At 45.0% G+C, this 21443-nt stretch carries 22 protein-coding genes; 3 read left to right on the plus strand and 19 right to left on the minus strand.

Features of this window, described 5'->3' with window-relative positions; genetic code table 11:
* Positions 1-12: 12 nt before the first annotated feature.
* From EBB54_RS20345 to EBB54_RS20385, 8 genes are all read right to left on the minus strand, one after another.
* A complete protein-coding gene (locus tag EBB54_RS20345) occupies positions 13-1344 on the minus strand; it encodes a hypothetical protein (protein WP_125128746.1) in 1332 nt (443 codons plus the stop codon).
* Positions 1345-1379: 35 nt separating this feature from the next.
* Positions 1380-2570 carry a restriction endonuclease subunit S gene (locus EBB54_RS20350; protein ID WP_125128747.1) on the minus strand — a complete coding sequence of 397 codons (1191 nt, stop codon included), beginning with the start codon at positions 2568-2570 and terminating at the stop codon, positions 1380-1382.
* Positions 2571-2735: 165 nt separating this feature from the next.
* Positions 2736-4250: a type I restriction-modification system subunit M gene (locus EBB54_RS20360; protein WP_125128749.1), complete on the minus strand. Its 1515-nt coding sequence runs from the start codon at positions 4248-4250 to the stop codon at positions 2736-2738.
* Between the two features lie 310 nt (positions 4251-4560).
* Positions 4561-4842, minus strand: coding sequence for a hypothetical protein (locus tag EBB54_RS20365; protein ID WP_125128750.1), 282 nt, complete (start codon positions 4840-4842; stop codon positions 4561-4563).
* The gene (locus EBB54_RS20370; RefSeq protein WP_125128751.1) at positions 4808-5809 is read right to left on the minus strand and encodes a ParB N-terminal domain-containing protein; all 1002 of its coding nucleotides are present in this window, start codon (positions 5807-5809) and stop codon (positions 4808-4810) included. The genes EBB54_RS20365 and EBB54_RS20370 overlap by 35 nt, the downstream gene beginning before the upstream one ends.
* Positions 5799-6584: a ParA family protein gene (locus EBB54_RS20375; protein ID WP_125128752.1), complete on the minus strand. Its 786-nt coding sequence runs from the start codon at positions 6582-6584 to the stop codon at positions 5799-5801. Before EBB54_RS20375 ends, EBB54_RS20370 begins: the two co-directional genes overlap by 11 nt.
* Before the next feature lie 3 nt (positions 6585-6587).
* Entirely contained in the window at positions 6588-6830 is a 243-nt protein-coding gene (locus tag EBB54_RS20380) for a SymE family type I addiction module toxin (protein ID WP_103241726.1), read from the minus strand.
* Between the two features lie 545 nt (positions 6831-7375).
* On the minus strand, positions 7376-7570 hold the full coding sequence (locus EBB54_RS20385) for a cysteine-rich KTR domain-containing protein (protein WP_125128753.1): 195 nt from the start codon (positions 7568-7570) through the stop codon (positions 7376-7378).
* Positions 7571-7642: 72 nt separating this feature from the next.
* On the opposite strand from EBB54_RS20385, the gene tnpA reads away from it, so the two are divergent.
* From tnpA to tnpC, 3 genes are all read left to right on the plus strand, one after another.
* Positions 7643-7981 (plus strand): IS66 family insertion sequence element accessory protein TnpA, encoded by a 339-nt coding sequence (tnpA, locus tag EBB54_RS20390; RefSeq protein ID WP_125126868.1) that lies wholly within the window; start codon positions 7643-7645, stop codon positions 7979-7981.
* The gene (gene tnpB, locus EBB54_RS20395) at positions 7975-8352 is read left to right on the plus strand and encodes an IS66 family insertion sequence element accessory protein TnpB (RefSeq protein WP_125128754.1); all 378 of its coding nucleotides are present in this window, start codon (positions 7975-7977) and stop codon (positions 8350-8352) included. The genes tnpA and tnpB overlap by 7 nt, the downstream gene beginning before the upstream one ends.
* Positions 8353-8487: 135 nt before the next feature.
* On the plus strand, positions 8488-10113 hold the full coding sequence (gene tnpC, locus EBB54_RS20400; RefSeq protein ID WP_243127744.1) for an IS66 family transposase: 1626 nt from the start codon (positions 8488-8490) through the stop codon (positions 10111-10113).
* 192 nt (positions 10114-10305) lie between these two features.
* Here the strand turns inward: tnpC and fusA are convergent, their stop codons facing one another.
* The 11 genes from fusA to EBB54_RS20455 all read right to left on the minus strand — a co-directional run bounded on the left by fusA (position 10306) and on the right by EBB54_RS20455 (position 21429).
* A complete protein-coding gene (gene fusA / locus EBB54_RS20405) occupies positions 10306-12426 on the minus strand; it encodes an elongation factor G (protein WP_125128755.1) in 2121 nt (706 codons plus the stop codon).
* 12 nt (positions 12427-12438) lie between these two features.
* Entirely contained in the window at positions 12439-12861 is a 423-nt protein-coding gene (locus EBB54_RS20410; protein WP_125128756.1) for an uS7 family ribosomal protein, read from the minus strand.
* 167 nt (positions 12862-13028) lie between these two features.
* Entirely contained in the window at positions 13029-13286 is a 258-nt protein-coding gene (locus tag EBB54_RS20415; RefSeq protein ID WP_125128757.1) for a CD3324 family protein, read from the minus strand.
* 389 nt (positions 13287-13675) lie between these two features.
* Positions 13676-15490, minus strand: a complete 1815-nt coding sequence (locus EBB54_RS20420) for a lysozyme family protein (RefSeq protein WP_125128758.1) — start codon at positions 15488-15490, stop codon at positions 13676-13678.
* Between the two features lie 35 nt (positions 15491-15525).
* Positions 15526-16311, minus strand: coding sequence for a class B sortase (gene srtB, locus EBB54_RS20425; protein ID WP_125128759.1), 786 nt, complete (start codon positions 16309-16311; stop codon positions 15526-15528).
* Positions 16312-16368: 57 nt separating this feature from the next.
* Positions 16369-16773 (minus strand): DUF6075 family protein, encoded by a 405-nt coding sequence (locus EBB54_RS20430; RefSeq protein ID WP_125128760.1) that lies wholly within the window; start codon positions 16771-16773, stop codon positions 16369-16371.
* A 4-nt stretch (positions 16774-16777) separates the two neighbouring features.
* A complete protein-coding gene (locus EBB54_RS20435) occupies positions 16778-19111 on the minus strand; it encodes a VirB4-like conjugal transfer ATPase, CD1110 family (protein WP_125128761.1) in 2334 nt (777 codons plus the stop codon).
* Positions 19104-19580: a PrgI family protein gene (locus tag EBB54_RS20440; RefSeq protein ID WP_125128762.1), complete on the minus strand. Its 477-nt coding sequence runs from the start codon at positions 19578-19580 to the stop codon at positions 19104-19106. The genes EBB54_RS20435 and EBB54_RS20440 overlap by 8 nt, the downstream gene beginning before the upstream one ends.
* 13 nt (positions 19581-19593) lie before the next feature.
* Positions 19594-20106, minus strand: coding sequence for a hypothetical protein (locus EBB54_RS20445; RefSeq protein WP_125128763.1), 513 nt, complete (start codon positions 20104-20106; stop codon positions 19594-19596).
* 23 nt (positions 20107-20129) lie between these two features.
* Positions 20130-20966: a hypothetical protein gene (locus EBB54_RS20450; protein WP_125128764.1), complete on the minus strand. Its 837-nt coding sequence runs from the start codon at positions 20964-20966 to the stop codon at positions 20130-20132.
* 115 nt (positions 20967-21081) lie between these two features.
* Positions 21082-21429 (minus strand): glutamyl-tRNA amidotransferase, encoded by a 348-nt coding sequence (locus EBB54_RS20455; protein WP_125128765.1) that lies wholly within the window; start codon positions 21427-21429, stop codon positions 21082-21084.
* Positions 21430-21443 lie beyond the last annotated feature (14 nt).

Below are 21443 nucleotides of genomic sequence, written 5' to 3' on the forward strand. Positions count from 1 at the left end.
CACATCTTCCTTTTATCTTTTCTTAGACATACGCCAAAAAGCAATCTTTATCTGCAAATACAGATACCAATCATCTAACAAATAATCAAACTCCACAGTATTTGCAAAATATGGCTCTATTATTTTCAGTAGCACCCTCGCCCATTCCGAATTAGTAACCTTAAATCTGTAGTTAATTTCTCTTGCAACATCCATCATTTCTTCTTCCGATAAATCAGAAGCCTGAGCTTTGGAAATAATTGAAAGCATTGAATTTAACCTATCATTTATAAAAGGCTCTCCACCTTTTTCAATCAATTTGTAGGCTTCTTCATCTGGCATACCCATAAATATATCTTCGAGATAATGCAGTTTTTCCAATGCATATCCATTAGGGATAAAATTTGTGCGATATCGAACTGGATTTTCATTAAAACAGTCATGTATATCCATATTCTGCAATTTATGGTGTATTTCCTTTATTCCCTCTTTCATTGTCTCCTGAAATTCCTGCAACTTGGATTGCATCTTTTCATCAGCAAAATGCGCCTTCATGATACCAATCCATTCTTTAATTTGATAGCATTCCTTATCGCCACATCTCTCTGCAAACGCCTCCTTCAATCCCAACAAATAACTAATATATGTATCAGATTCTTCCGGTAAGGGAATATGTTTTTCAATTAAATCTGCAATTTTAGCATCATTATATCTATCAATGGCCTGTACAATTTTCTCAATATGTTCGTACCGTTTACTCAAATACTGTATTATTTGTGACACTCTAATTGGAACATATTTATTGAACTCCATATCATTTCTATACACTACCGCATAATAATCTGCATTTTTTAATTCGGGATTTATATTCTCAAGCATTCGCATTACTACACCGGAACCTGATATATAAGGGCACCATTCTGGTTCATCCCCCTGATATATCTTATGCTGGCTTGTTTCAACCGGATGTACAGAACAAAGCGAACGGAGATATTTGAAATACTTCTCATCATTACCACTACCATCGTTGCCTTTTTGGTTAAAACACGATATATCATTCTCTGCTTCATACGGAACATTATAAATTTTTGAAATCATGCTTATGCAGTCAATTAATGTCTGTCCATAATTAAAAATATCATACAATCCAAATAGCGATTTAAGTTCCAAAGCATTGCAATGCTCAACCAGTTCATCAATACGATCCAGACAAGCACAAATACAATTATATGCTTGCGTCTTTATGCATTTCCCCCTTTTTTCAGGTGACTTAAAATTTGACGTTTTTTCACAAGTAAAGTTATCCCATTCATTTATCTTTTCACGCAAGCGCCTATTTAGTTCTGGATTTAAAGCAAGTTTCATAACACTCCTTCTATCATAAACGATAATTTAGCGGCTTAGAGTTGGATGGCAGACACATCAATCTCACCGGACATCAGCTTTGGCATAAGGGTATCCCGTAAATCTGTAAGCCTTTTGTTTTCAGCTCGATTGCAAGCAATTTGTTCAAGCATCGGTAGTACGGTTTCATTATATATGGTGAGTGACTCTTTCGATGGAATGACAATAGGATAATTCATTATCTGCTGTTTATCTCCTCGTGGCATCTTGGTTCCTTTTGAACCAGCCACCATATAATCGAAAAACCGATCAAGATAGAGGGTTCCAAAAAGAAACGCCGACAGGATGTTTTCTTTGGGAGAAAAACACAGTACATCTGTTGAGCAGCCACATTCATTAGTTGCATAGACTATTTTCTTAAAATAAGGCCTAATATTAGATATAAGAACATCACCCTTATGGCACTTAGTAGTTTGTGACATTGAGGGCAAACTCGTAGCATCTACAGCACCCAATTTATTAGGCTGCATATTCTCGGTCGAATAGTATGTCGATACTGAAAGGTCAGATACAGGCACCTTATCTGTTGAATAATGGCATATATCAGCTAAAATACCAGACGGTTTATATGCTATTGAATCATAGCTGTTACAGTAGATAGCCTGAATTTGATTCGCTAAATTATCGTTTATCTCATTATTCACTGCAATCTTCTTATCTAAATTCGCTAACAATTTTGCAATTTTTCTTTGTTTTATTAATTCTATTATAGGAATCTGTAGTTTTTTTAGATGAGGTATCCGCAAATTACTCACTGTTGTTCCGGTTCCTTCACTCCATGATATTTGATTTTGAACATATGGAGATTGCAGGGCATAAAGTAAGTAATTATTATCTACCAAATCCTTATTCGGTTTCAATAAAACCATTCGTTGTCCTAAGCAACATTCTAAATTATCAGGAATCATACATACTTCTCCCATAGGAGCTTCCCGAGTAATTATGATATCACCTACATTGGGCAATGCTCTTTTTATCCGCTTATCATAATCTTCCTGAGTGGTATATGATACTGATGATGTATCTAATCTTCCGTTTCTGATATTCTGATTCCGTATTACAATTTTACCAGCATTTGTCCATTTAGGAGTTGAATGCGGGCAATCCGTCACTGAATAACATAACTCTATTAAAGAAACTGTTTTCATAACTGTTCTTCCTTTAGCTTTAAATATTGTTTCCTCCATGATGCAGATGGTCTTTTACAAATATTATCATTTCTAACAAATGCACAAATCTCTTCCAAATTAGCATTCCCACAAATATCCGGATTAGAATGCCGACACCCATATGTCTGGTTCTCCGTATCCCCTATATTAAGCGGTGACCGAAACTTAAAACACAATTCTTTTTCAGATTTCATACCCAATCGCTCCCAAACTTTTCCTTATTTCATTCTGTAACTCCAAAGATTTATCAAACAATTGCGATAGTTCTGCAGTAAATCTTTTCATTTTTTCATCAAACGCCTCTATGTCATCTTCCTGCTCTTCTATCCCTACATATCTCCCCGGAGTCAAAATATAGTCTTGTCCATCTATCTCTTTTAATGTTGCTTCTTTACAAAATCCCTGAATATCCTCATATTCTTTCCCCTGTCTCCAATTCTGGTATGCATCCGCAATTTTCCTAATATCATCTTCTGATAATTCCCGAACCTTTCGGTCTATCATATGTCCTAATTTTCTTGCATCTATGAAAAGTACTTTATTTTGGGATTGCTCTGTTTTTCCTTTCCTCAAAATCCAAAGAGATACCGGAATCCCAGTGGAATAAAACAATTGACCCGGCATTGCCACAATACATTCGACAACATCACCTATAATCATATTTTTCCTGATATTTCCCTCATTGGATGTATTAGAACTTAAAGAACCATTTGCTAGTACTGTCCCACATACTCCGCCTGCCGGACTTAAATGATGAATCATATGCTGCAACCATGCAAAGTTAGCATTACCAACTGGCGGGACTCCATATTTCCATCGGATATCATCCTGCAGCCTCTCTCCTCCCCAATCCGATACATTAAATGGTGGATTAGCCAAAATATAATTTGCCTTTAATGTCTTATGCTGGTCATCATGAAATGAATCTGCATTATGCTTTCCAAGATTTGCCTCCAATTGCCGAATCGCCAAATTCATCTTTGCCAATTTCCATGTTGTTGGATTACTTTCTTGGCCAAAAATAGAAATATCTCTGACATTTCCCTGATGTTCTCTTACAAATCGGGCTGACTGACAAAACATACCGCCGCTCCCACATGCCGGATCAAAAATCTGCCCTTCAAATGGCTCAATCATCTCTACCAAAGTCCTTACAATGCAGGATGGTGTATAAAACTCTCCCCCTAATTTGCCCTCCGCACTTGCAAACTTACTTAAAAAATATTCATATACACGTCCCAAAACATCTCTTTCCTGCGCTGCTGTTGAACCAACCTCTATATTGGTAAACAAAGTTACCAGTTCTCCCAAGCGTGTTTTATCAAGTTCTGCTCTTGAATAATTCTTTGTCAAAACGCCTTTTAATGAGTTATTTTCATTCTCTATCGTTTCCATTGCATGGTCAATTACACTGCCTATATCCGCACTGGTAGCATGCTTCTGAATCTCTGACCACCTTGCCTCCTTTGGAACCCAGAAGATATTATCCGCCAAATACTCATCTCTGTCTTCTTCATCACCATATCCTTCCTCCAGCAAAACCTGATACTTTTCTTCAAAAGAATCCGATACATATTTCAAAAATATTAGCCCCAAGACCACATGCTTATACTCTGCTGCATCCATATTAGAACGCAACTTATCTGCCGCCTGCCATAATTTTTCTTCAAATCCGATATTAGTAGTTCCCGCTGCCATATCTACCTCCGTATTTTTTTAATCTCTATATTCCTTTATATAAACCTACTTACCTAGTTTTCTTAATCATCATTTCTTCACACAAGCTAACATTCCACACTATACCAGATACTGGTCTCATCCTATTTGATATCTTTATACACATCAAAAGAGAGAAAATATGCCCAAAAACATTCAAATATAAAATCCCAAAATATATTTTACCACAAGACCTTTTTTTCTTCAATTCACAAATAAACAAGAAGCCCACCAAATATATTCGATGAACTCCTTGTTTCCGTCATACTATCATTTTCCACAAAACATTTTACTATAATCTGCCTCTTCTTCGCCCATTTATCTGGAACACATCATGCCCCATAATACTCCGTACCGCCTGCCCCAGACTCCTGGCCCTCCCATGCTGATGATAAGGCTGGGAAGCCCTGTGCTTATGGAAAATAATACACTCCCCCTCTCCCGGATACTCCGGATTATGGATATACCAGATATGCCCCGTATTCCTGGACTGGATCGTCACATCATATTCCTCCGCCAGAATAATATTAAAATAGGACCTATCCAGCTTCTCTATCTCTTCCGCCCGGAACATCAGCCACTCCCCCTTTCCCGAACCATGCCGCCAGCGCTTCCTCCACAATCCCAGCCACATCCGCAGGCTTCACACCGGCAAAATACCTCTCGTACACATCCGCCGGCAGCCTGATAGGCTTTCCAGCAGAACCCTTCTTCCCTCTCCCGCCGTCAAGTGCCTCCAGCACCCTCTTCTCCGTCACATTTCCGGCCATGCCCCTGACGCACTTCGCCGTCTTCGCCTCCAGCTTTATCTTCCCCTTCTCCGCCAGCCCGGACACCACCTCCTGCTCCTTCCCTGACAGATAAGACAGATCCACCGCCGCCACCAGAGGCAGCGCACCCTCGTCCAGCCGCTCCTTCAAAGGTTCCTCCAACTGCTGCACCCGCATATACCTGGCAATGTTCCTCCCGGTCATCCCGTACTCTTCCCCGATGGCATCCCGGCTCTTCAACTTGTGGACATCATGTCCACAAGTCCCCGCCGTGTCCTGCCCGTTCAGCCTGGCGATCTCCTCCAGAATGTCATTCCGCCGCCCCTGGCTGCTGACCTTTTCATACCGCTCCGCCAGCACCGACGCCTTCTCGGACGGCAGAAGCTCCGCAAAACCCCTCTGTATCACATTGGTCTCAATCACATACACATAAGCATCCTCTTCCGTCAAATCCGTCTTCACAATCGCCGGAATCTCCGCCAGCCCCGCAAGCCTTCCCGCCATCTGCCGGTTATGCCCCGCAAGCATCTCATACCCGTCCCCTTCCTGCCACACAATCACCGGATTCAGGACCCCATGCTCCTTAATGCTCTCCACCATATCCTCCAGACGCTCCCCCTCATACAGCCGGAAAGGATGCTTCCGGAACGGACGGATACTGTCAATGGGCAGCATCCTGATCCCGTTCTCCACAGCAGAAACCTCTTCCGTCCCCGCCAGAAGGTCCACAGCGTCACTAAAAATCTTCCTCTTCGTCCCATTAGCCTTCATACGAAACCAGCTCCTTTGCAAACTTTCTATAAGCCACCCCTGCGCTCGCCTTCGGGCTGTACTCCGCCACCGGCAGGCTGTAATAAATACTCTCCCCCACCTTCACCGTACTGGGAATCTTCGTCTCAAACACCCGAATCTGCTCCTGGAAATTCTCCGCCACTTCCTCCGTCAGAACCCTGCACAGCTTCGTCCTGGACTCGCACATGGTCATCAGGATGCCCGCAATCCCCAGCCCCGGATTGATCCGCTTCCTTATCTTCACCACCGTCCGCAGAAAGTCCTGCATCCCCATCATGGCCAGAAGCTGGGGATTCACCGTGATAATCACCTCATCGGCAGCCGCCAACGCATTTATTGTCAAAGTCCCAAGGGACGGACAGGTATCAATCAGGATATAATCATACTTCTCCCGCAGCGGCTCCAAAATCCCGGACAGCATCTTCTCCGCCCCCATCTCCAGCCGCAGCTTCGCATCCACCACCGACAGATAAATAGACGATGGGATAAAGTCCACCCCGTCCTTCGTCCGTATGTACTTTTTCGGGGACGGCAGCTTCATATCCTCAATCTGCGCCATCATCAGATGCCCGATAGTATCATCCAAACCCCCCGTATCCTCCACGCCGAAGCACGTTGTCAAATTTGCCTGGCTGTCAAAATCCACAGCCAGAACCCTCTTCCCCATCTTCCGCAGGCAGTACGCCAGATTGAACGTAGTTGTTGTCTTCGCCGTACCCCCTTTTTGTGAACCAATCATATAAATCTTTCCCATATATCAAAACCTCACTTTCCTCTCTGCCACCATGCTTAACTGCTGTTCCTCAAACACATCAATGTAATCCACCGACTCCCTCGGCTCAATGACCAGCTTCCCTTCCTCACACCGGACCGTCAGGAGCGTCCCCGCCCCAAAGCCCAATTCCTCCAGCCAAAGCCCCTTTAACGTGATCGTAGGCGTCGGCTTATAATTATGGCCGCTCTGCTCATATACCTTAAATTTTCTGACATCCTTCTTCATCTGCTCCCTATCCTTTCAACGACCCCAGACCGGACCTGCCACTGATTCTCTGTTACTGAACTTCCCTATGGAATTTTACAGGAACCGCTCCCAGGCGCACCGGCCCGTGCCTTTCCCTGTAAAAAAGAAATATTTGTTTCCGAACGAAACGATAAGCTAATCTATAAAAAACCATCACAACAATATGGGCGCTGTAAGTTCCCCGGCTTTCCGTAAATAAATCTCATTTGTTCCCATGGTACAGAAACACAGGTTTAACCCTCCCATGGCGCCCGGTTCACATTAAACCCGGCCGAAACCTGTCAACCAATATTACAACGCCCCCGTTGCAACCCGTCAGCATTTATAAGGACTTCGGACCTTCAAATCCATCACCAGAGGATGGTATGGTTGCTTTAATCGCTATCAGACTTTCATACTGCTGGCCAGCAATATATGTACGGCTCCCGGACGGAAACCAGAAATGCGGTGATTCCGTTTGCCCTTTTAATGGCAAAAAAATAAGGGGACAAGTTAGTGCAACCCCTTGATTTTACTGGGTTCCTCTAACTTGTCCCTATTATAACACGGTCATCTGCGTCTAAAGCGTCTGGCTCTTTAATGATATTGATTTGTAAATTCTTAACATCAATCAATGTTTCTTGTTTACATTTTGGGCAAAAAAGAGGATATTTTTTTAATTCTGTATCTTCTCGTATCTTGGCACGGGTCTTACCGCCACATATAGGTAAGCGATTCAAAACCTACCGTAGTGCATAATCTCTCTTTCCCTGCTATACTGCTTCTAAAAGAGCAGAAGGAGGAATCAGTCAGTGAATGTACATTACAGCCATGAGGAATGGAGGATGATCTTTAGCCAGCGGCTCCAAAGTGGTCTCTCCGTTCGTAAGTGGTGTGAGAAGAACAACTTCAAATATGATACCTATAAATACTGGGAGAAAAAGATCCGGAGGATGGACACCGAACCAGAATCCTTTCCTGTTGCAGAACAGCCTTTCATAGAGCTCCCGCTCTTCCACCAGGAATTGCCAACGATACCGGAATCCCTTTCCCTAGAGGTCCGATACCACGAATTTCATGTGGGCATCCACAAAAACGCAGATATGGGACAGGTTTCAGGAGTACTGCGGCTCCTGCAGTCCCTATGCTGAGCATGATCACCCAGGGGGCGGAACATATCTTCCTCGCCTGTGGTGCGACGGATTTTCGAAAACAGATTGAGGGGCTCGCAGCCCTCGTTACTTTGAAATACCATTTGGATCCCTATTCCCCGGTCTGTGTATTTTTGTTCTGCAATAAAAAACGAGATTGTCTGAAAGCACTCCGTTTTGAAGGTGGAAACGGATTCCTCCTGGCAACAAAGAAGCTCCTGCCGGACATGCGTTTCCAATGGCCCAGGACACCTGACGATATCAAAGACATCACTGCGCAGCAGGTACGCTGGCTCCTGGAGGGGCTGTCTATTGAACAGAAATATGCGCATAAGCCGGTAAAGATACAGCCGGAGGATACCTGCTTCTGAGCAGAAAAAATGACGGATAACCCACGGATTATCCTTAAAAAATCAGCATTTTTCAGGTCAAAAAAAAGCCTGGAATGCTGATTTTTTCATAAAAAGATGTTAAAATGAAGGAAATGCGGGGAGGGAGGAAGAGCCATGCAGACAGCAGCACAACAGGAAGAAGTAACCAGACTGCGGGAACAGGTGGAATCTCTGAAAAAGATGCTGGGAGAACGGGATGCACAGATCGAAAGACAACGTATCCAGATCGAGAACCTGACCCAGGCAGTTTTGCATGCGCGTAAAAAGATGTATGGCCCATCCAGTGAGGCCACCCAGGTTACAGGACAGCTGAACCTGTTTCCGGAGCAGGAGCAGCTCCTGCAGGAACTGGCAAAACAACAGAAAGAGATCACAGTACCGGAGCATACACGGAAAGTACGTCAGGCAGGTGTGCGCTCAGAAATGCTCTCTTCTCTTGAAACAGAGATCGAACGCTGCGTAGTAAGTGAAGAAGAAACCTGCCCTGTATGCGGTGCACAACTGACAAAAGTAGGAGAAAAAGTAGTACGGACCGAAGTGGTATATGAACCAGCGAAGCTGAAAGTAAAACAGTATGTGCAGGAGATAAAAAAATGTACAAAATGCGGCAGCCAAGACAGTGAGAAGCTGTCCCCCACATTCGTAGCGGCCAGAGTCCCCAAAGGTTTGCTCCCACATTCGATCGCAAGTCCATCCCTGGTTGCAGGGATCCTATACCAGAAATATGATATGGGAATCCCCCTGGCAAGGCAGGAGCGGGACTGGTACCGCATTGGGCTTAGTATCTACCGTTCCACCATGTCGCATTGGGTGATCCGATGCAGTCAGGAATGGCTGGAGCCGATCTTCCTGAGGATGCACCAGGTCATCATGGAGACCTGCTCCGTATTGATGGGTGACGAAACCCGGATCCAATGCAACAAGGAACCGGGAAAGAAGGCCAGCAGCGAATCCTTCATGTGGGTGGTGCGGACCGGAAGCTTTGAAAAGATCCGCGCAGTGCTCTTCCACTATGCAAGGACCCGTTCCGGAGCAGAAGCAAAACGGCTGTATACCGGATTTGCTGGATATCTGGTAACAGATGCCTGCGACAGCTACGAAAAAGTAGAAGGAGTCAGCCGGGCTCTGTGCTGGTCGCATCTGCGTCGCTACTATATAGAGAGCATCCCGCTGGACTCTGCGGGAAAGGAGCTAAAGGGGAGCAAAGGAGCGGAGGCGCGAGAATGGTGCGACCAGCTTTTTAAAATCGAAAAAAAGATTCAGGGCCTAGAACCGCAGGAGCGGCTGGAGAAACGCAAAGAACTGAGCCAGCCGGTACTTGAGGCTTTTTGGTCATGGGTAGAAGAAACGAGCGAAAAATATACTGCCAACGAATCTTTGAAAAAGGCGCTGCAATACAGCCGGAACCAGAAAAAATATCTGAATACCTTCATGGAGGATGGAAGGCTTCCGATTTCGAATAATGAGTGCGAAGCCTGTATACGTCCCTTTGCAACCGGCCGTAAATCCTGGCTGTTTGCGGACACACCGGAAGGGGCGAGAGCCAGTGGGATTGTCTATTCACTGGTAGAATCATCGAAATTGAATCAATTGGATGTATTCCGATATCTGTCTTATCTGTTGGAAAAGATGCCGGAAATTGATTACCAGTATCAAAATGATCCAAGTATTTTGGATCCATATCTGCCATGGTCCAGGGAACTCCCGGAATACTGTAGAATTCAGAAAAAGATGAAATGATCTGTTATGGAAGTATTACCATAGCAGATCATTTTTTACAATACGGTTTCTTTTGCATCGCTTACCACATATAGGGCATAATATCCATTTTTCTTTTTTCATAATTATAATTTTTTGTCAAACAAAGCTTTCAGAAATCGTGAAGCGTATATTTTATTATTTCTCTTACAATACACGCTTCACATTGTCACATCATTTTTGTTTATTCAAACCTAAAATTTTGCTCTGGATAGACTTCGGAACTGCCTCATACCTGTCAAAAAACATAGAATAACTTCCTCTTCCTTGTGTCCTTGAACGTAAATCCGTTGCATATCCAAACATTTCAGACAGCGGCACAAACCCCCGTACCTTCTTTCCCGTTCCAATATCATCCATTCCATCGACACGCCCTCTCCGTGATGTAATATCGCCTATTACGTCCCCCATATTTTCAGTCGGGACGAAAATCTCAATCCTCATAACTGGCTCAAGCAAAATTGCATCTGCCTGTTGTAATGCTTTCTTCAAAGCCATTGAACCTGCCACATGAAAAGCCATTTCAGAAGAATCCACTTCGTGATAAGAACCATCATATACATTAGCTTTAATACCTATGACGGGATAATTGCCAAGCATTCCACATCCCATAGCTTCTTTTATCCCTTCATCTACTGCTGGTATATATTCTTTTGGAATAGCGCCGCCAACTACAGTCGATACAAATTCATAAGATTCTTCACCATTTACATCCATTGGCTCAAACCGTACTTTGCAATGACCATATTGCCCTCTGCCACCAGATTGTTTTGCATATTTACAATCTATATCTACCTGTTTTGTAATCGTTTCTTTATAGGCTACTTGCGGCGCACCTACATTAGCTTCCACTTTATACTCACGGAGCAGTCGGTCAACCATAACGTCCAATTGCAATTCGCCCATACCAGCTATAATTGTTTGTCCTGTTGTAGCATCTGTATGTGTCTGGAAAGTAGGGTCTTCTTCACCCAATTTTGCTAATGCTTCCATCAGTTTCCCTTGACTTGCTTTCGTTTTTGGCTCTATTGCCAGCTCAATTACAGGTTCTGGAATTTCCAGTGACTCCAATATGATAGGTTTACTTTCGTCACAAATTGTATCACCCGTCGTTGTATATTTACATCCTATTACAGCCGCAATATCACCCGCATATACTGCATCTAACTCTTGGCGTTTATTTGCGTGCATCTGCAAAAGCCGCCCTACACGCTCCTTTTTATCTTTTGTTGAATTCAGCACATAGGAACCCGATTTAATACTTCCAGAATAAACTCTGAAATATGCCATCTTCCCAACAAATGGGTCAACCATAATTTTGAATACCAAAGCGGAGAATGCCGCATCATCAGATATTTCTCTGATAATTTCGTTTCCATCCATGTCTGTACCAGTCATAGCAGCAATATCTGTTGGAGCTGGCATATATTCAATAATCGCATCCAACAATTTCTGCACACCTTTATTTTTATATGCAGAACCACAACAAACAGGCACGGCTTCGCAATTACATGTCCCCTTACGCAAGGCAATTTTTAATTCCGCTTCGGAAGGAATATTATCTTCCAAATATGACATCATTAAATCATCATCTAACTCACATATCTTTTCGAGCATTTTTTCATGATATTCCTTTGCCTCCTCTTTCATATCTTCAGGTATATCTGTAACTGAAATATCTTCGCCTTTCTCATCCGTATAGATATATGCTTTCATTTCAAACAAATCTATAATCCCTTGAAAATCATCTTCCTTTCCTATTGGCAACTGTATAATAACAGCATTTTTACCAAGACGATTTTCAATTTGTTCTACCGTGCCAAAAAAATCTGCTCCTAAAATGTCCATTTTGTTAATGAAAGCCATTCTCGGCACATTGTAAGTATCTGCCTGCCGCCATACATTTTCTGATTGTGGCTCAACACCGCCTTTGGCACAAAACACACCTACTGCTCCATCTAATACCCTCAAAGAACGTTCTACCTCAATGGTAAAATCAACATGCCCCGGTGTATCAATAATGTTGATTCTATGCTCTAAAGCATCTTCCTTAGTCTGATTATATTTTTGAGGCGTCCAATGACAGGTTGTAGCAGCGGAAGTTATTGTAATACCCCTTTCCTGTTCCTGCTCCATCCAGTCCATCGTTGCCGTTCCCTCATGTGTGTCACCGATTTTGTAATTAACACCTGTATAATACAAAATGCGTTCTGTCAGAGTTGTTTTACCTGCGTCTATATGAGCCATAATACCGATATTTCTTGTTTGTTCTAACGGATATTCACGTTTACTCAAAGTATTTACCTCCTATTTCTTGTTTCTGGCACACTTCTCCAGAAATTCATTTTTTTTACTTACTACAATCCCTTTATTATTAGCTGCATCAACGATGTTTCTTGTTAGCCGCAAATCAAAAGATTCCTCCATAGAATAATTGATAATCCATCGCAATGCGATTGCTTCTGCACGCTCTTTATTTGTTTGAGAGGTGCTGTCAAATAGAGGTGTGCTGTTTTTAACTGCTTTTGCATAAACCTCCAAGGCGGAATTTCCTGTCTGTGCTTCAATCTGAATCATAGCTTTTAATACAAGATTTCTTATGTCTTTTTCCTTTTTGCCTGTTATCATGACTGCCTTTTTTACAAGTTTCTCGACATCCTGATTGCCACAAATAGACTTTTTCAAATCAGAATATCTTTTATCACTCATATTATAAATATTGTGAGCCATCTGCTTATCCTCCTTTTTATTACCAAAACTCTTTTGCACATCGCTGTTCAAATTACTGTTATATTTTATATTTCTGGTTCTAATCCTCAAAGTCCCCAGAATGGTTTTAATTGTTTTTTCCGATAAAAAAAGGACTTTACTTCACCAGTAAAATCCTTTTCCTTATTCTATGCTTTAATTATTTTTCTTACGGAATCATATGACAGACTATATTTTTCCGCCACTTGACCCATAGTCATTCCATCTTTGTAATCAGACTTAATCTTTTGATTCCGCTCTTGATAATAAATCCTAGAGCCACTATTTTCACCCCATTTATGTTTATTTCTCATTATTGGGATATAAAGCAACTCGCCATTTACATATTTTAAAACTTCTATTAACAGCTTCTCTGGAAGCACATCTGCTGCATTGATATATTTCATATCTGTCCACTCCTTTACTTAATTTATTAAATAAAGTGCAGAACCAGCAGATGATGCAACTATTTTTATTTGAATCCCATACAGACTGTTGCATCTCCGCTATTCTGCATGGGACTTTGCATTATCTTTGCTATTTTTCATCTGGTGAGCCATAACAAATTTCACCTCCCTATAAATATAACAAAACTACTCCTACTTAAATTATAGATTCCTTTTAAAATCCGTCTTGATTATATCAAAAATCTCTCTTTAATTCAACTGAAATTATTGCAACACAAAACGGAAAAAATAGATATAATTGTTTTTTCCTACTCATCCTAAGAAAGAATTTATGTATGTAAAGCAAAAGAAACCAGAGAATTAATCTCTGATTTTCCTTTGCTCTTGTCCTAATATGCTGGACATCCGTAACCGTAGATAGAGCCGCTCCCGACTGGATAGCTCTGCTGTTTGCAGGCATCCCCAGAATTGCCCTCCACGGTGTAGACCGTGCCATTCTCGCTTTTCTCCACGATTCCCACATGGTCGATTGAGCCGTCGCTCCCCCAATCAAAGAAAATAAGGTCGCCTGCCTGCGGCTCATAGTTCTTGTCCTGCCACTGTCCTTTGCCCTTGAACCAGTTCACGCCGTCCGAGCAGAGGGAGAATTTCGGGATAATGCCGCTTTCCAGATAGCCGCACTGGTCGGCACACCACGATGCGAAGCAAGCGCACCATTCCACACGCCCGCCAAAGCCGTACCAGCTCCAATAAGGCTGCCCACCCTCGTTGCCGAGCTGCGTTAAGGCAACCTCTACAATGGCTTGGTTTCCTCCGCTTGTAAATGCCCGTCCGTATGGGTAGTAGCGTAATACATGGGCGGGGTACTGTGTGTCGCCGTATTTTTCCCAACCTAACCTCTGTGCCTGCATTGCGGAAAACTCCACCGCATTTGCATAGGAATAGCCGCCGTATTTGGTCTTTGCCCATGAAATATACCCATTGCCGAAGTTGTAACCCTGCAAGGCGAGCTTGATACGCTCCATGTCAATCGGGCTTTCCACTTCGGCTGATGTGAGAGCGGCTTTTAATTCCTGCACGCCGCACTCAATGGAATATTCGGGGTCTTTGATGCCGTTCGGCTCATGGGGGTACTTTTTGTTAAAGCTCCCCTCCGCCGCCTGCATCGGGTCGCCGCCCTTTCCCCCAGATTCCTGCATCATCACCGCTTTGATAAGCTCCACATATTCGGGGATGCCGTACTGCTTCGCATACTTCTGTATCAGCGGCGTGTAGGCTTCCACCTCCGCACTGACTGGGGTATAGGAAGTGCTTTCGCTGCCGCCCCCAAACAAGGAAACAGCACACCCAAGCAGGACAACGATAAGGATAATCACAATGGCAACCCAACCGCCTGCAATAAGTGCGGAAATCAACGCCTTAGTCCCTGCGATAATCGCCTTGACCGCCACAATGGTGGCTCTGACTGTCGCTTTCGTTGCTTCGGCTGTCGCCTTTGCCGTAGCTTTCGTCGTCTGTGCTGTTTTCTGGGCGGCTTTGGCAGATGCTTTTGCTGTTTTCTGTGCCGCCTTTGCGGTCTGCTCTGTGGTCTTAATCACTGTCTTGGATGTCGCCTTTGCAGTTTTCACGCCTTTTTCCGTCGCCTTGACTGTGCCTTTGGCTGTGGTCTTGACGGATTTTTCCGCATTTCTGGCGGTCGTCTTTATCGTCCGCTTTCCCTGCTGTCTGGTCTTTATCAATGAGTTTGCCGCCGTCTGGGGCGTTTCGGTCTTGGCAGGGGCAGAAACAGCGGGACGGCTTGCAGTCCCCTGTATTTCCTGCAAGCCGTCCTGTCCCATTGTACGCATGGCGTTTTGTCCTGCTTTATTCCGCATTGTTTTCTGCTCTGCGGCTTTCTTCACCCGTTTTGCCTTAAAATCGGCGATTTTTTCTTTCGCCTTACCGATGTTTTCTCTTGTAATCTGGGCGTTTTTCTGCCCCTGCTTATTGAATTGATGGATGCCCTCGTCCTTTATACGCCCCGAAGCATGTGAAACCTTGTCAGCGGCATATTCCGTAGGGGAATTTTCCTCTGCATAATACCCCTGTTCCGCCTTGTCCTTTGTCTTAGCGTAAGCAGATTTCATGCGTCTGCCTGCTATGGCGGCTTTATCAAGGGTCTTTATCGTGCCTTTGACCGCATCTCTGGTCTTAATGTCAGCCATACAAAACCTCCTTTCCCAGAGGATTTGCGGTCATGTCAGTCTGCCTTTTTCGCCACGACTACGAGCCTGCCGTTCTGTGCGGAGTATTCGCAGGTGGAGAGGGTAATGAGCTTATCACCGTATTCAGCGGTCACGCCCGTATCATACAAAGCAAGCTCTTTGCACTTCCCGACATAGGCATCAAACTCTTTTTCATTTTCCGCATTGACAAAATCATAGTAGCGGTAGCCCTGTGAGCTGTACGCAACCGTCTTAAACACGGCAATGATTTCATACTCCGCCTGCTCTGTGAGGGTATCAAATTGAATCGTCTTTTGCTTCTCATAAAAGCCCTTAGATTTGTAATCTTCCAATGCACCGAACATCCTGCCGCCTTTGATGTGGTGTCCGTAAATAATCAGATTGTCGCTTGTGAGAATGTCGCAGTCCTCTTGGATATACGGCACTCCCAAATCGCTGTATTCCTTTTCAAAGCTGTGCTTCAGATAGAAATTGGGGTTGTTCCTGCTCTGCATGACGGGGTAATTGATGGTTGTTCCACCAATGGAAATCCAACCGACCATATCCTCATTCTGCAAATACAGCTCTTTGTATTTCGCAAGAATATCCTCGCCCTCGCTGACAGGCGTATCTTTATCTCTGGGCGGTTCTTCCTCTGGCTCGGCATTCTCCACGACCTCTGCAATCTCCGCAAAGGCTTCGGTCTGCTCGTTTATCTGCTGGTAATGGCTGTAAATCTGAAAGCCGCAAAAAACCGCCGCTCCTAAAAAAGCGACAGCGGCGGCGATACAGAGAATGGTTTTATAGTTTTTTACATTCATAGGCATTTCCTTTCCTTATTTCTGCCCTGCTTCTTGGACATTTTCTTAACTTTATTTCTACCGTGTATGCTCCGTCTGTTTCTTAGGGGCAGGTAAATCCCTGCAATATTCGGGATACCTAACCTTGATGCCCTCCATGAAATACGGGGCAAACTCGCAGCAAAACAATTCTTCTGGTGTAAAGAGTTTCTCACGCCCTTCCTCGGCGTAACCGTTCCAGAGGTTAAAGGCAAGGTGGCAGACCTTGACCGTGCCGCTTGTCTGCCATCCTGCGTGCATCCCCTCTGGCTTGATGCAGTCCGTCTTAAAGTCAAACATTGCGTTGATGTTCTGCCTTGTTTCCCCCGCAATCCCCATCACATAGAAAAACGCCCTGTGGTAACAGTCGTTTACCCTGCATTTCATCATGTTCTCCAAAAAGAAATCACGGTGAGCCGCATTGCGAAATCTTATCTCTGACATAGATTTACACCTCCCCAAATTTCGTCGTCATCAGCTTATACAGCTCCGTATTGCGTGGGAACTTGTTGACGAACGGCACAAGGGAGCTGCCCACTTTCAAAAGCCCCTGCCCCGCACCGACATTCGTGATATAGCTCATCTGCAAATCGGAGATGTTAAGGAGCTTCGCAAGCTCGATACGGTCTGTGGATGCCTGGTTCAGCATAATGATAAATTCAGAGTTGGCAAGCATCGTCCTCGCCGTATGGCTCTGCAACAGGTCGTCCACGTTCTGCGTGATTCCAGTACAGTACGCCCCGTACTTACGCACACGCTTCCAGAGGGTAAAGAGGAAGTTAGCGGAATACTCATGCTGGAACAGCAGATAAATTTCATCAATGAAGATAAATGTGTTCCTGCCTTTCGCCCTGTTCTGGGTGATGCGGTTTAAGATGCTGTCAAGCACCACAAGCATACCGATAGGCTGTAACTGCTTACCCAAATCCAAAATATCGTAGCAGATAAGGCGGCTGTGGGTGTCCACGTTGGTATGCTTGGCAAAGGTATTGAGTGAGCCGTCCGTGAAAAGCTCAATCGCAAGGGCGATTTCCTGTGCTTCTGGCTCATCCTGCTTTAACAGCTCTTCACGGAAGTCCTGCAAAGTCGGCGGCGTCCCCATATAGTTCCCCTGCTGATAATAGCGGTACACACTCGCCGTACAGCGGTCAATGATGGATTTCTGCTTTGCCCCAAGGCTTGCCCCGCCGATAAGCTGCTCGCAGAGGGATAAAATAAACTCTGATTTCAAGATGACAGGGTTTGCACCGTCGCCGTAATCAGAGTTCATATCCATAGCGTTAATGTGGTTTTCGCTCGTCGCCGAGATGTGGATAACCTCACCCCGCATCGCCTTTACAAGAGGGGCGTACTCTCGTTCGGGGTCTATTACTAAGACATCGGCGTTAGGGTCAGTCAGAATGATGTTCGTCATTTCCTCCTTTGCCGTGAACGACTTGCCCGCACCAGACACGCCGAGGATAAAGGAATTGCCGTTCAAAAGATGGCGGCGGTTTGCAATAATCATGTTTTTTGAGATTACATTCTGACCGTAATACACGCCGTCCTTATGGTAGATTTCCTGCACACGGAACGGGATAAATACCGCAAGGCTCTCCGTGGTGAGGGTACGCAGGGCATCAATCTTCCTTACGCCGAACGGCAGGGCGGTATTCAGACCGTCCATCTGCTGAAATTTAAGCACGGCAAACTGGCAGAGATGCTTTCTCGCTGTCGTGAGTAATGCTTCCGTATCATTGTCAAGCTGCTCTTTGGTGTCTGCGGTATGCACCATCGTAAGCACGGCGAACATCATCCTCTGGTCGCGGGTCGTCAAATCATCGAGGAACTCCTTGCTTTCCTTTCTCTGCTGCTCCAAATCATAGGGGATAACAGCGGAAAAGTTATTGTTCTGGTTCTGTTTCCTCTGCCAGTTCGTGATATTGGTTTCCACACCTAAAAGACGATTCTCCACTTCCCTTACGGCTTCATCCGTAGGGACAGGGACGACATCAACAGAGAGCATCATGTTACGGTTCAGCTCACAAAGCTCCGCCACCATGCTGTCCTTGATATATGCCGCATACTCACGCAGGAAAATCACACGCCCGTAACGGTTGCCGATACGGAAATAGTCTTTTTCAAACTCAAAAGAGTCGGGGCAGATATAATCCTTGAAGTCGTGACCTTTCCGCATGGTCTGTGCCATGTCAAAGGAAAACGCCGTTTCTTCGCCTGTGCGGTAAAAATCATGGAAGATACGCAGCTTGTCACCCGCATCCAGTTCCGTACACTTTGAGCCAAGACGGTTAAAATGCCCGATAAGGTCAGCACCCACACGTGCAAAATAATTCCTCGCTTCCTCGATATTCTTCTTGCAGACGGAGATTGTCACATACTTATCCTGCACGATAGAATTAGCCCCCGTCGCCTTATCAAGCAGCATTTTGTTATACTCTTTACGGTATTTATCCAATTCGTCCCCCGCCATCGGGATAAGGATGGTCTGCTCAAAATCCGCCTTGTTGAGCCTGCGGTTGTTGATGGTGATTTTCGTGGTCGCCCCGCTGTCGAGGGCATTGAGAAGCTCCGAGTATTCAAGGAACATGGCTTCCTTGTCCTCACGGCTCGCCACGGCATAGTTGATGTCCTCAAACTTAAAGGTCTTTGCGTATTTGTTTCTGCCCACGAGGAAAATGCCGTCCTCCCACATGGTCTTTAACGGTATGACCGCCTGCACCGATTTCGGCACGACAAACCTTTCCTTATCCTGCTTGAACAGATTTCTGAGCGTCTTAATCATGGTCTACCTCCTTACGCTTCCTTACTTTTTTATTCTTCTTTCCTGCCTTTTCTGTTTCCCCCGTTTTTCTGCTTCTTTTCGCCCTGCGTTTCCGCTTCTTCCGCTTTTTCTGCACGGCGGGCGTTCCCTTTTCATGGGCTTCAATGGCGTTCTTCACCGCTTCGTAATATAGATTCTCTGGCACAAACAGGAGTTTCTTCGGCATAATGAACTCCGATTTTATCCACGCCCACACAAACTGCTCTGCGGTCATGCCGTTGTACCTTACAAATCCCATCACCGCAAAGGGCGAAGCACCCAGAACGCACATCCAGCTTACGGTTTCCATCCCGAACCTGCCACGGAGCAGGAAAAACAAGCCCACCGCCACGCCGCAGGCAAGGACAGAGAAAAGGAACTGCCGCATCGACAGCCCGAAAAACATACTCTCCGTGTAATTACGGATTTCCTTATTTATCTTTACTTCCAATCATAAACACCTCCTATCGTTCCAAATCCTTATGGCTTATTGTACGTTCCGATTTCGGGTTATAAATACCCATCACATCCATACCTAAATACCCGACCTTTTTTTCCAGTCGTTCTTTCGTAATACCGTTCCGCTTACAATATCCAAGATATTTCTGCATCCCTTTCTCATGTTCTATGCCGCCATCATGCCAATCCTCAATGGTATACCATACGCCCGCATGACAGTCCAATGTCATGCCTGCAATCTCATAGCCTGCCTGCAGGTTTTCAAACAGGTCACGCTCGAAATTAAATCCCCAAAGGTCAATTTCCCCACTATCTGCAATCGGATTGAACTGAATTGCAACATCTTCACATCCTGCAACAGCTATTACATCTTTGGCATGGGGATACTTCCCTTTGGCAAGGACATACATCAGCCCATAGTTTTTTTCCTTCCCCAATTCCCTGTTTTGCTGATACCCATTTGTACGCTTCAAGGCTCTCTCTGCTAAACGCCACATTTTTTCTTTGCTTAAATTCATTTGCCAGTCCCCACTTTCCTTTTTTACAAGCCCATCATTTCACGCACAACACGGTCTGCCATCTTAACCGCACCGACAAGGACGAGCATATTAAATACCAGTTCCCCGATATAACCCCATACCATTGTGACCGCTGCCGCATCGGGATTGACGACGGGCGGGGAAGCCGCAAACACCGAAAAGATGATACAGGCAAGCACGATAATCGCACCCTCTAGGCACACGGCACAATAGCTCTTGATGAAGCTCCTGCCTACACTCTGGCTCGGCTCTCCCGCAAAAGAGGAAAGAGGGACGGGAGCGATGGCAGTATAAAGGTACAGTTTGAAAAACCTGCCGTACACCGACATTATCATAATAAACGACAGCACTGTAATGAACAGCCCGCCGATAAGCGTAACCGCCCATAGGGGAATGCTCTCAAAAAAGCCGCAGTCCTCCACGGCTGTCACTATCTCCTGCGGCAATACCGTCTTTTGTGCCGTGCCGAAGCCTGCGGCTTTCATAATCGCCCCAATTACCCCCTGCACTATCTGGAACAGTGCCATCATCAGCTCCAAGCCGTAAGTCACCGCACCTTTGGCAAGTGCAAAGCGGATAAACAACTTCAATGCGTGTTCGGGCTTCTTTACGCTTGCAAAGTCGCCGCAGGTACGCATCACGCCCACGACAAAGAACAGCACGAGCAGGGCAAGCCCGATTGCCTGCAATGCACCGTGGATGTCAACGATGACTTTCCATATCGCACCGCCTTTGAAGTTCTCTGGGGATTGGGTAATGAGCTGCCATATCTCGGCTAACTTCCCATTCCAAGTGTTAAGGGCATTCTCCAAGTTCTGGACTACCCAGTTATCTGACATTCGACCACCTCCGTTCTTAAAATTGGATAGCGGGGCAAGTTCCGCAGAGCGGATCTGCCCCCGCTATCCCTGTCTTATATCAGTCTATTGTTTCTGTCTGCTGCCTTACTCTGCCTTAACCTGTGATGAGGGTCAGAATCTCTTTTGCAAAAGTAATCACAACGCCGCCTGCAAGTGTCAGAAAACCGTTCGCCCTCTGGGACGGGTCGTGGGATTTCAGCGACAAGCCCACCTGCACGATGCCGAAGCCGAGCATAATCATCCCGACCGCCTTAATCAGACCGAAGATAAAGTTTGACAGGTTGTTGACCACGGCAATCGGGTCATTGGCGGCAAAAGCTGTTGTCGTGCCAAAGACCATGCAGCATACTAAAGCGGCATACACGGCAAACGCTTTTCTTGCTTTTCTTCCCATCGGCAGTTTTACGGTTTCTTTCTTCTCATTCTTCTTAAAAAGTTTCATAGGGTAAATCCTCC

The organism is Schaedlerella arabinosiphila (genome assembly GCF_003885045.1).
In the GTDB taxonomy this organism is placed as follows: Bacteria; Bacillota; Clostridia; order Lachnospirales; family Lachnospiraceae; genus Schaedlerella; species Schaedlerella arabinosiphila.

Bases quoted from the DNA above. Each gene is read 5' to 3' on its own strand.
- EBB54_RS20450 (WP_125128764.1), bottom strand. From the start codon at position 20,966: ATGTCAGATAACTGGGTAGTCCAGAACTTGGAGAATGCCCTTAACACT.
- EBB54_RS20455 (WP_125128765.1), bottom strand. From the start codon at position 21,429: ATGAAACTTTTTAAGAAGAATGAGAAGAAAGAAACCGTAAAACTGCCG.
- EBB54_RS20345 (WP_125128746.1), bottom strand. From the start codon at position 1,344: ATGAAACTTGCTTTAAATCCAGAACTAAATAGGCGCTTGCGTGAAAAG.
- EBB54_RS20375 (WP_125128752.1), bottom strand. From the start codon at position 6,584: ATGGGAAAGATTTATATGATTGGTTCACAAAAAGGGGGTACGGCGAAG.
- tnpC (WP_243127744.1), top strand. From the start codon at position 8,488: ATGCAGACAGCAGCACAACAGGAAGAAGTAACCAGACTGCGGGAACAG.
- EBB54_RS20365 (WP_125128750.1), bottom strand. From the start codon at position 4,842: ATGTTCCGGGCGGAAGAGATAGAGAAGCTGGATAGGTCCTATTTTAAT.
- EBB54_RS20430 (WP_125128760.1), bottom strand. From the start codon at position 16,773: ATGTCAGAGATAAGATTTCGCAATGCGGCTCACCGTGATTTCTTTTTG.
- EBB54_RS20420 (WP_125128758.1), bottom strand. From the start codon at position 15,490: ATGGCTGACATTAAGACCAGAGATGCGGTCAAAGGCACGATAAAGACC.
- EBB54_RS20350 (WP_125128747.1), bottom strand. From the start codon at position 2,570: ATGGAGGAAACAATATTTAAAGCTAAAGGAAGAACAGTTATGAAAACA.
- tnpB (WP_125128754.1), top strand. From the start codon at position 7,975: ATGCTGAGCATGATCACCCAGGGGGCGGAACATATCTTCCTCGCCTGT.
- EBB54_RS20435 (WP_125128761.1), bottom strand. From the start codon at position 19,111: ATGATTAAGACGCTCAGAAATCTGTTCAAGCAGGATAAGGAAAGGTTT.
- EBB54_RS20415 (WP_125128757.1), bottom strand. From the start codon at position 13,286: ATGAAATATATCAATGCAGCAGATGTGCTTCCAGAGAAGCTGTTAATA.
- EBB54_RS20370 (WP_125128751.1), bottom strand. From the start codon at position 5,809: ATGAAGGCTAATGGGACGAAGAGGAAGATTTTTAGTGACGCTGTGGAC.
- srtB (WP_125128759.1), bottom strand. From the start codon at position 16,311: ATGAATGTAAAAAACTATAAAACCATTCTCTGTATCGCCGCCGCTGTC.
- EBB54_RS20445 (WP_125128763.1), bottom strand. From the start codon at position 20,106: ATGAATTTAAGCAAAGAAAAAATGTGGCGTTTAGCAGAGAGAGCCTTG.
- EBB54_RS20380 (WP_103241726.1), bottom strand. From the start codon at position 6,830: ATGAAGAAGGATGTCAGAAAATTTAAGGTATATGAGCAGAGCGGCCAT.
- EBB54_RS20410 (WP_125128756.1), bottom strand. From the start codon at position 12,861: ATGGCTCACAATATTTATAATATGAGTGATAAAAGATATTCTGATTTG.
- EBB54_RS20360 (WP_125128749.1), bottom strand. From the start codon at position 4,250: ATGGCAGCGGGAACTACTAATATCGGATTTGAAGAAAAATTATGGCAG.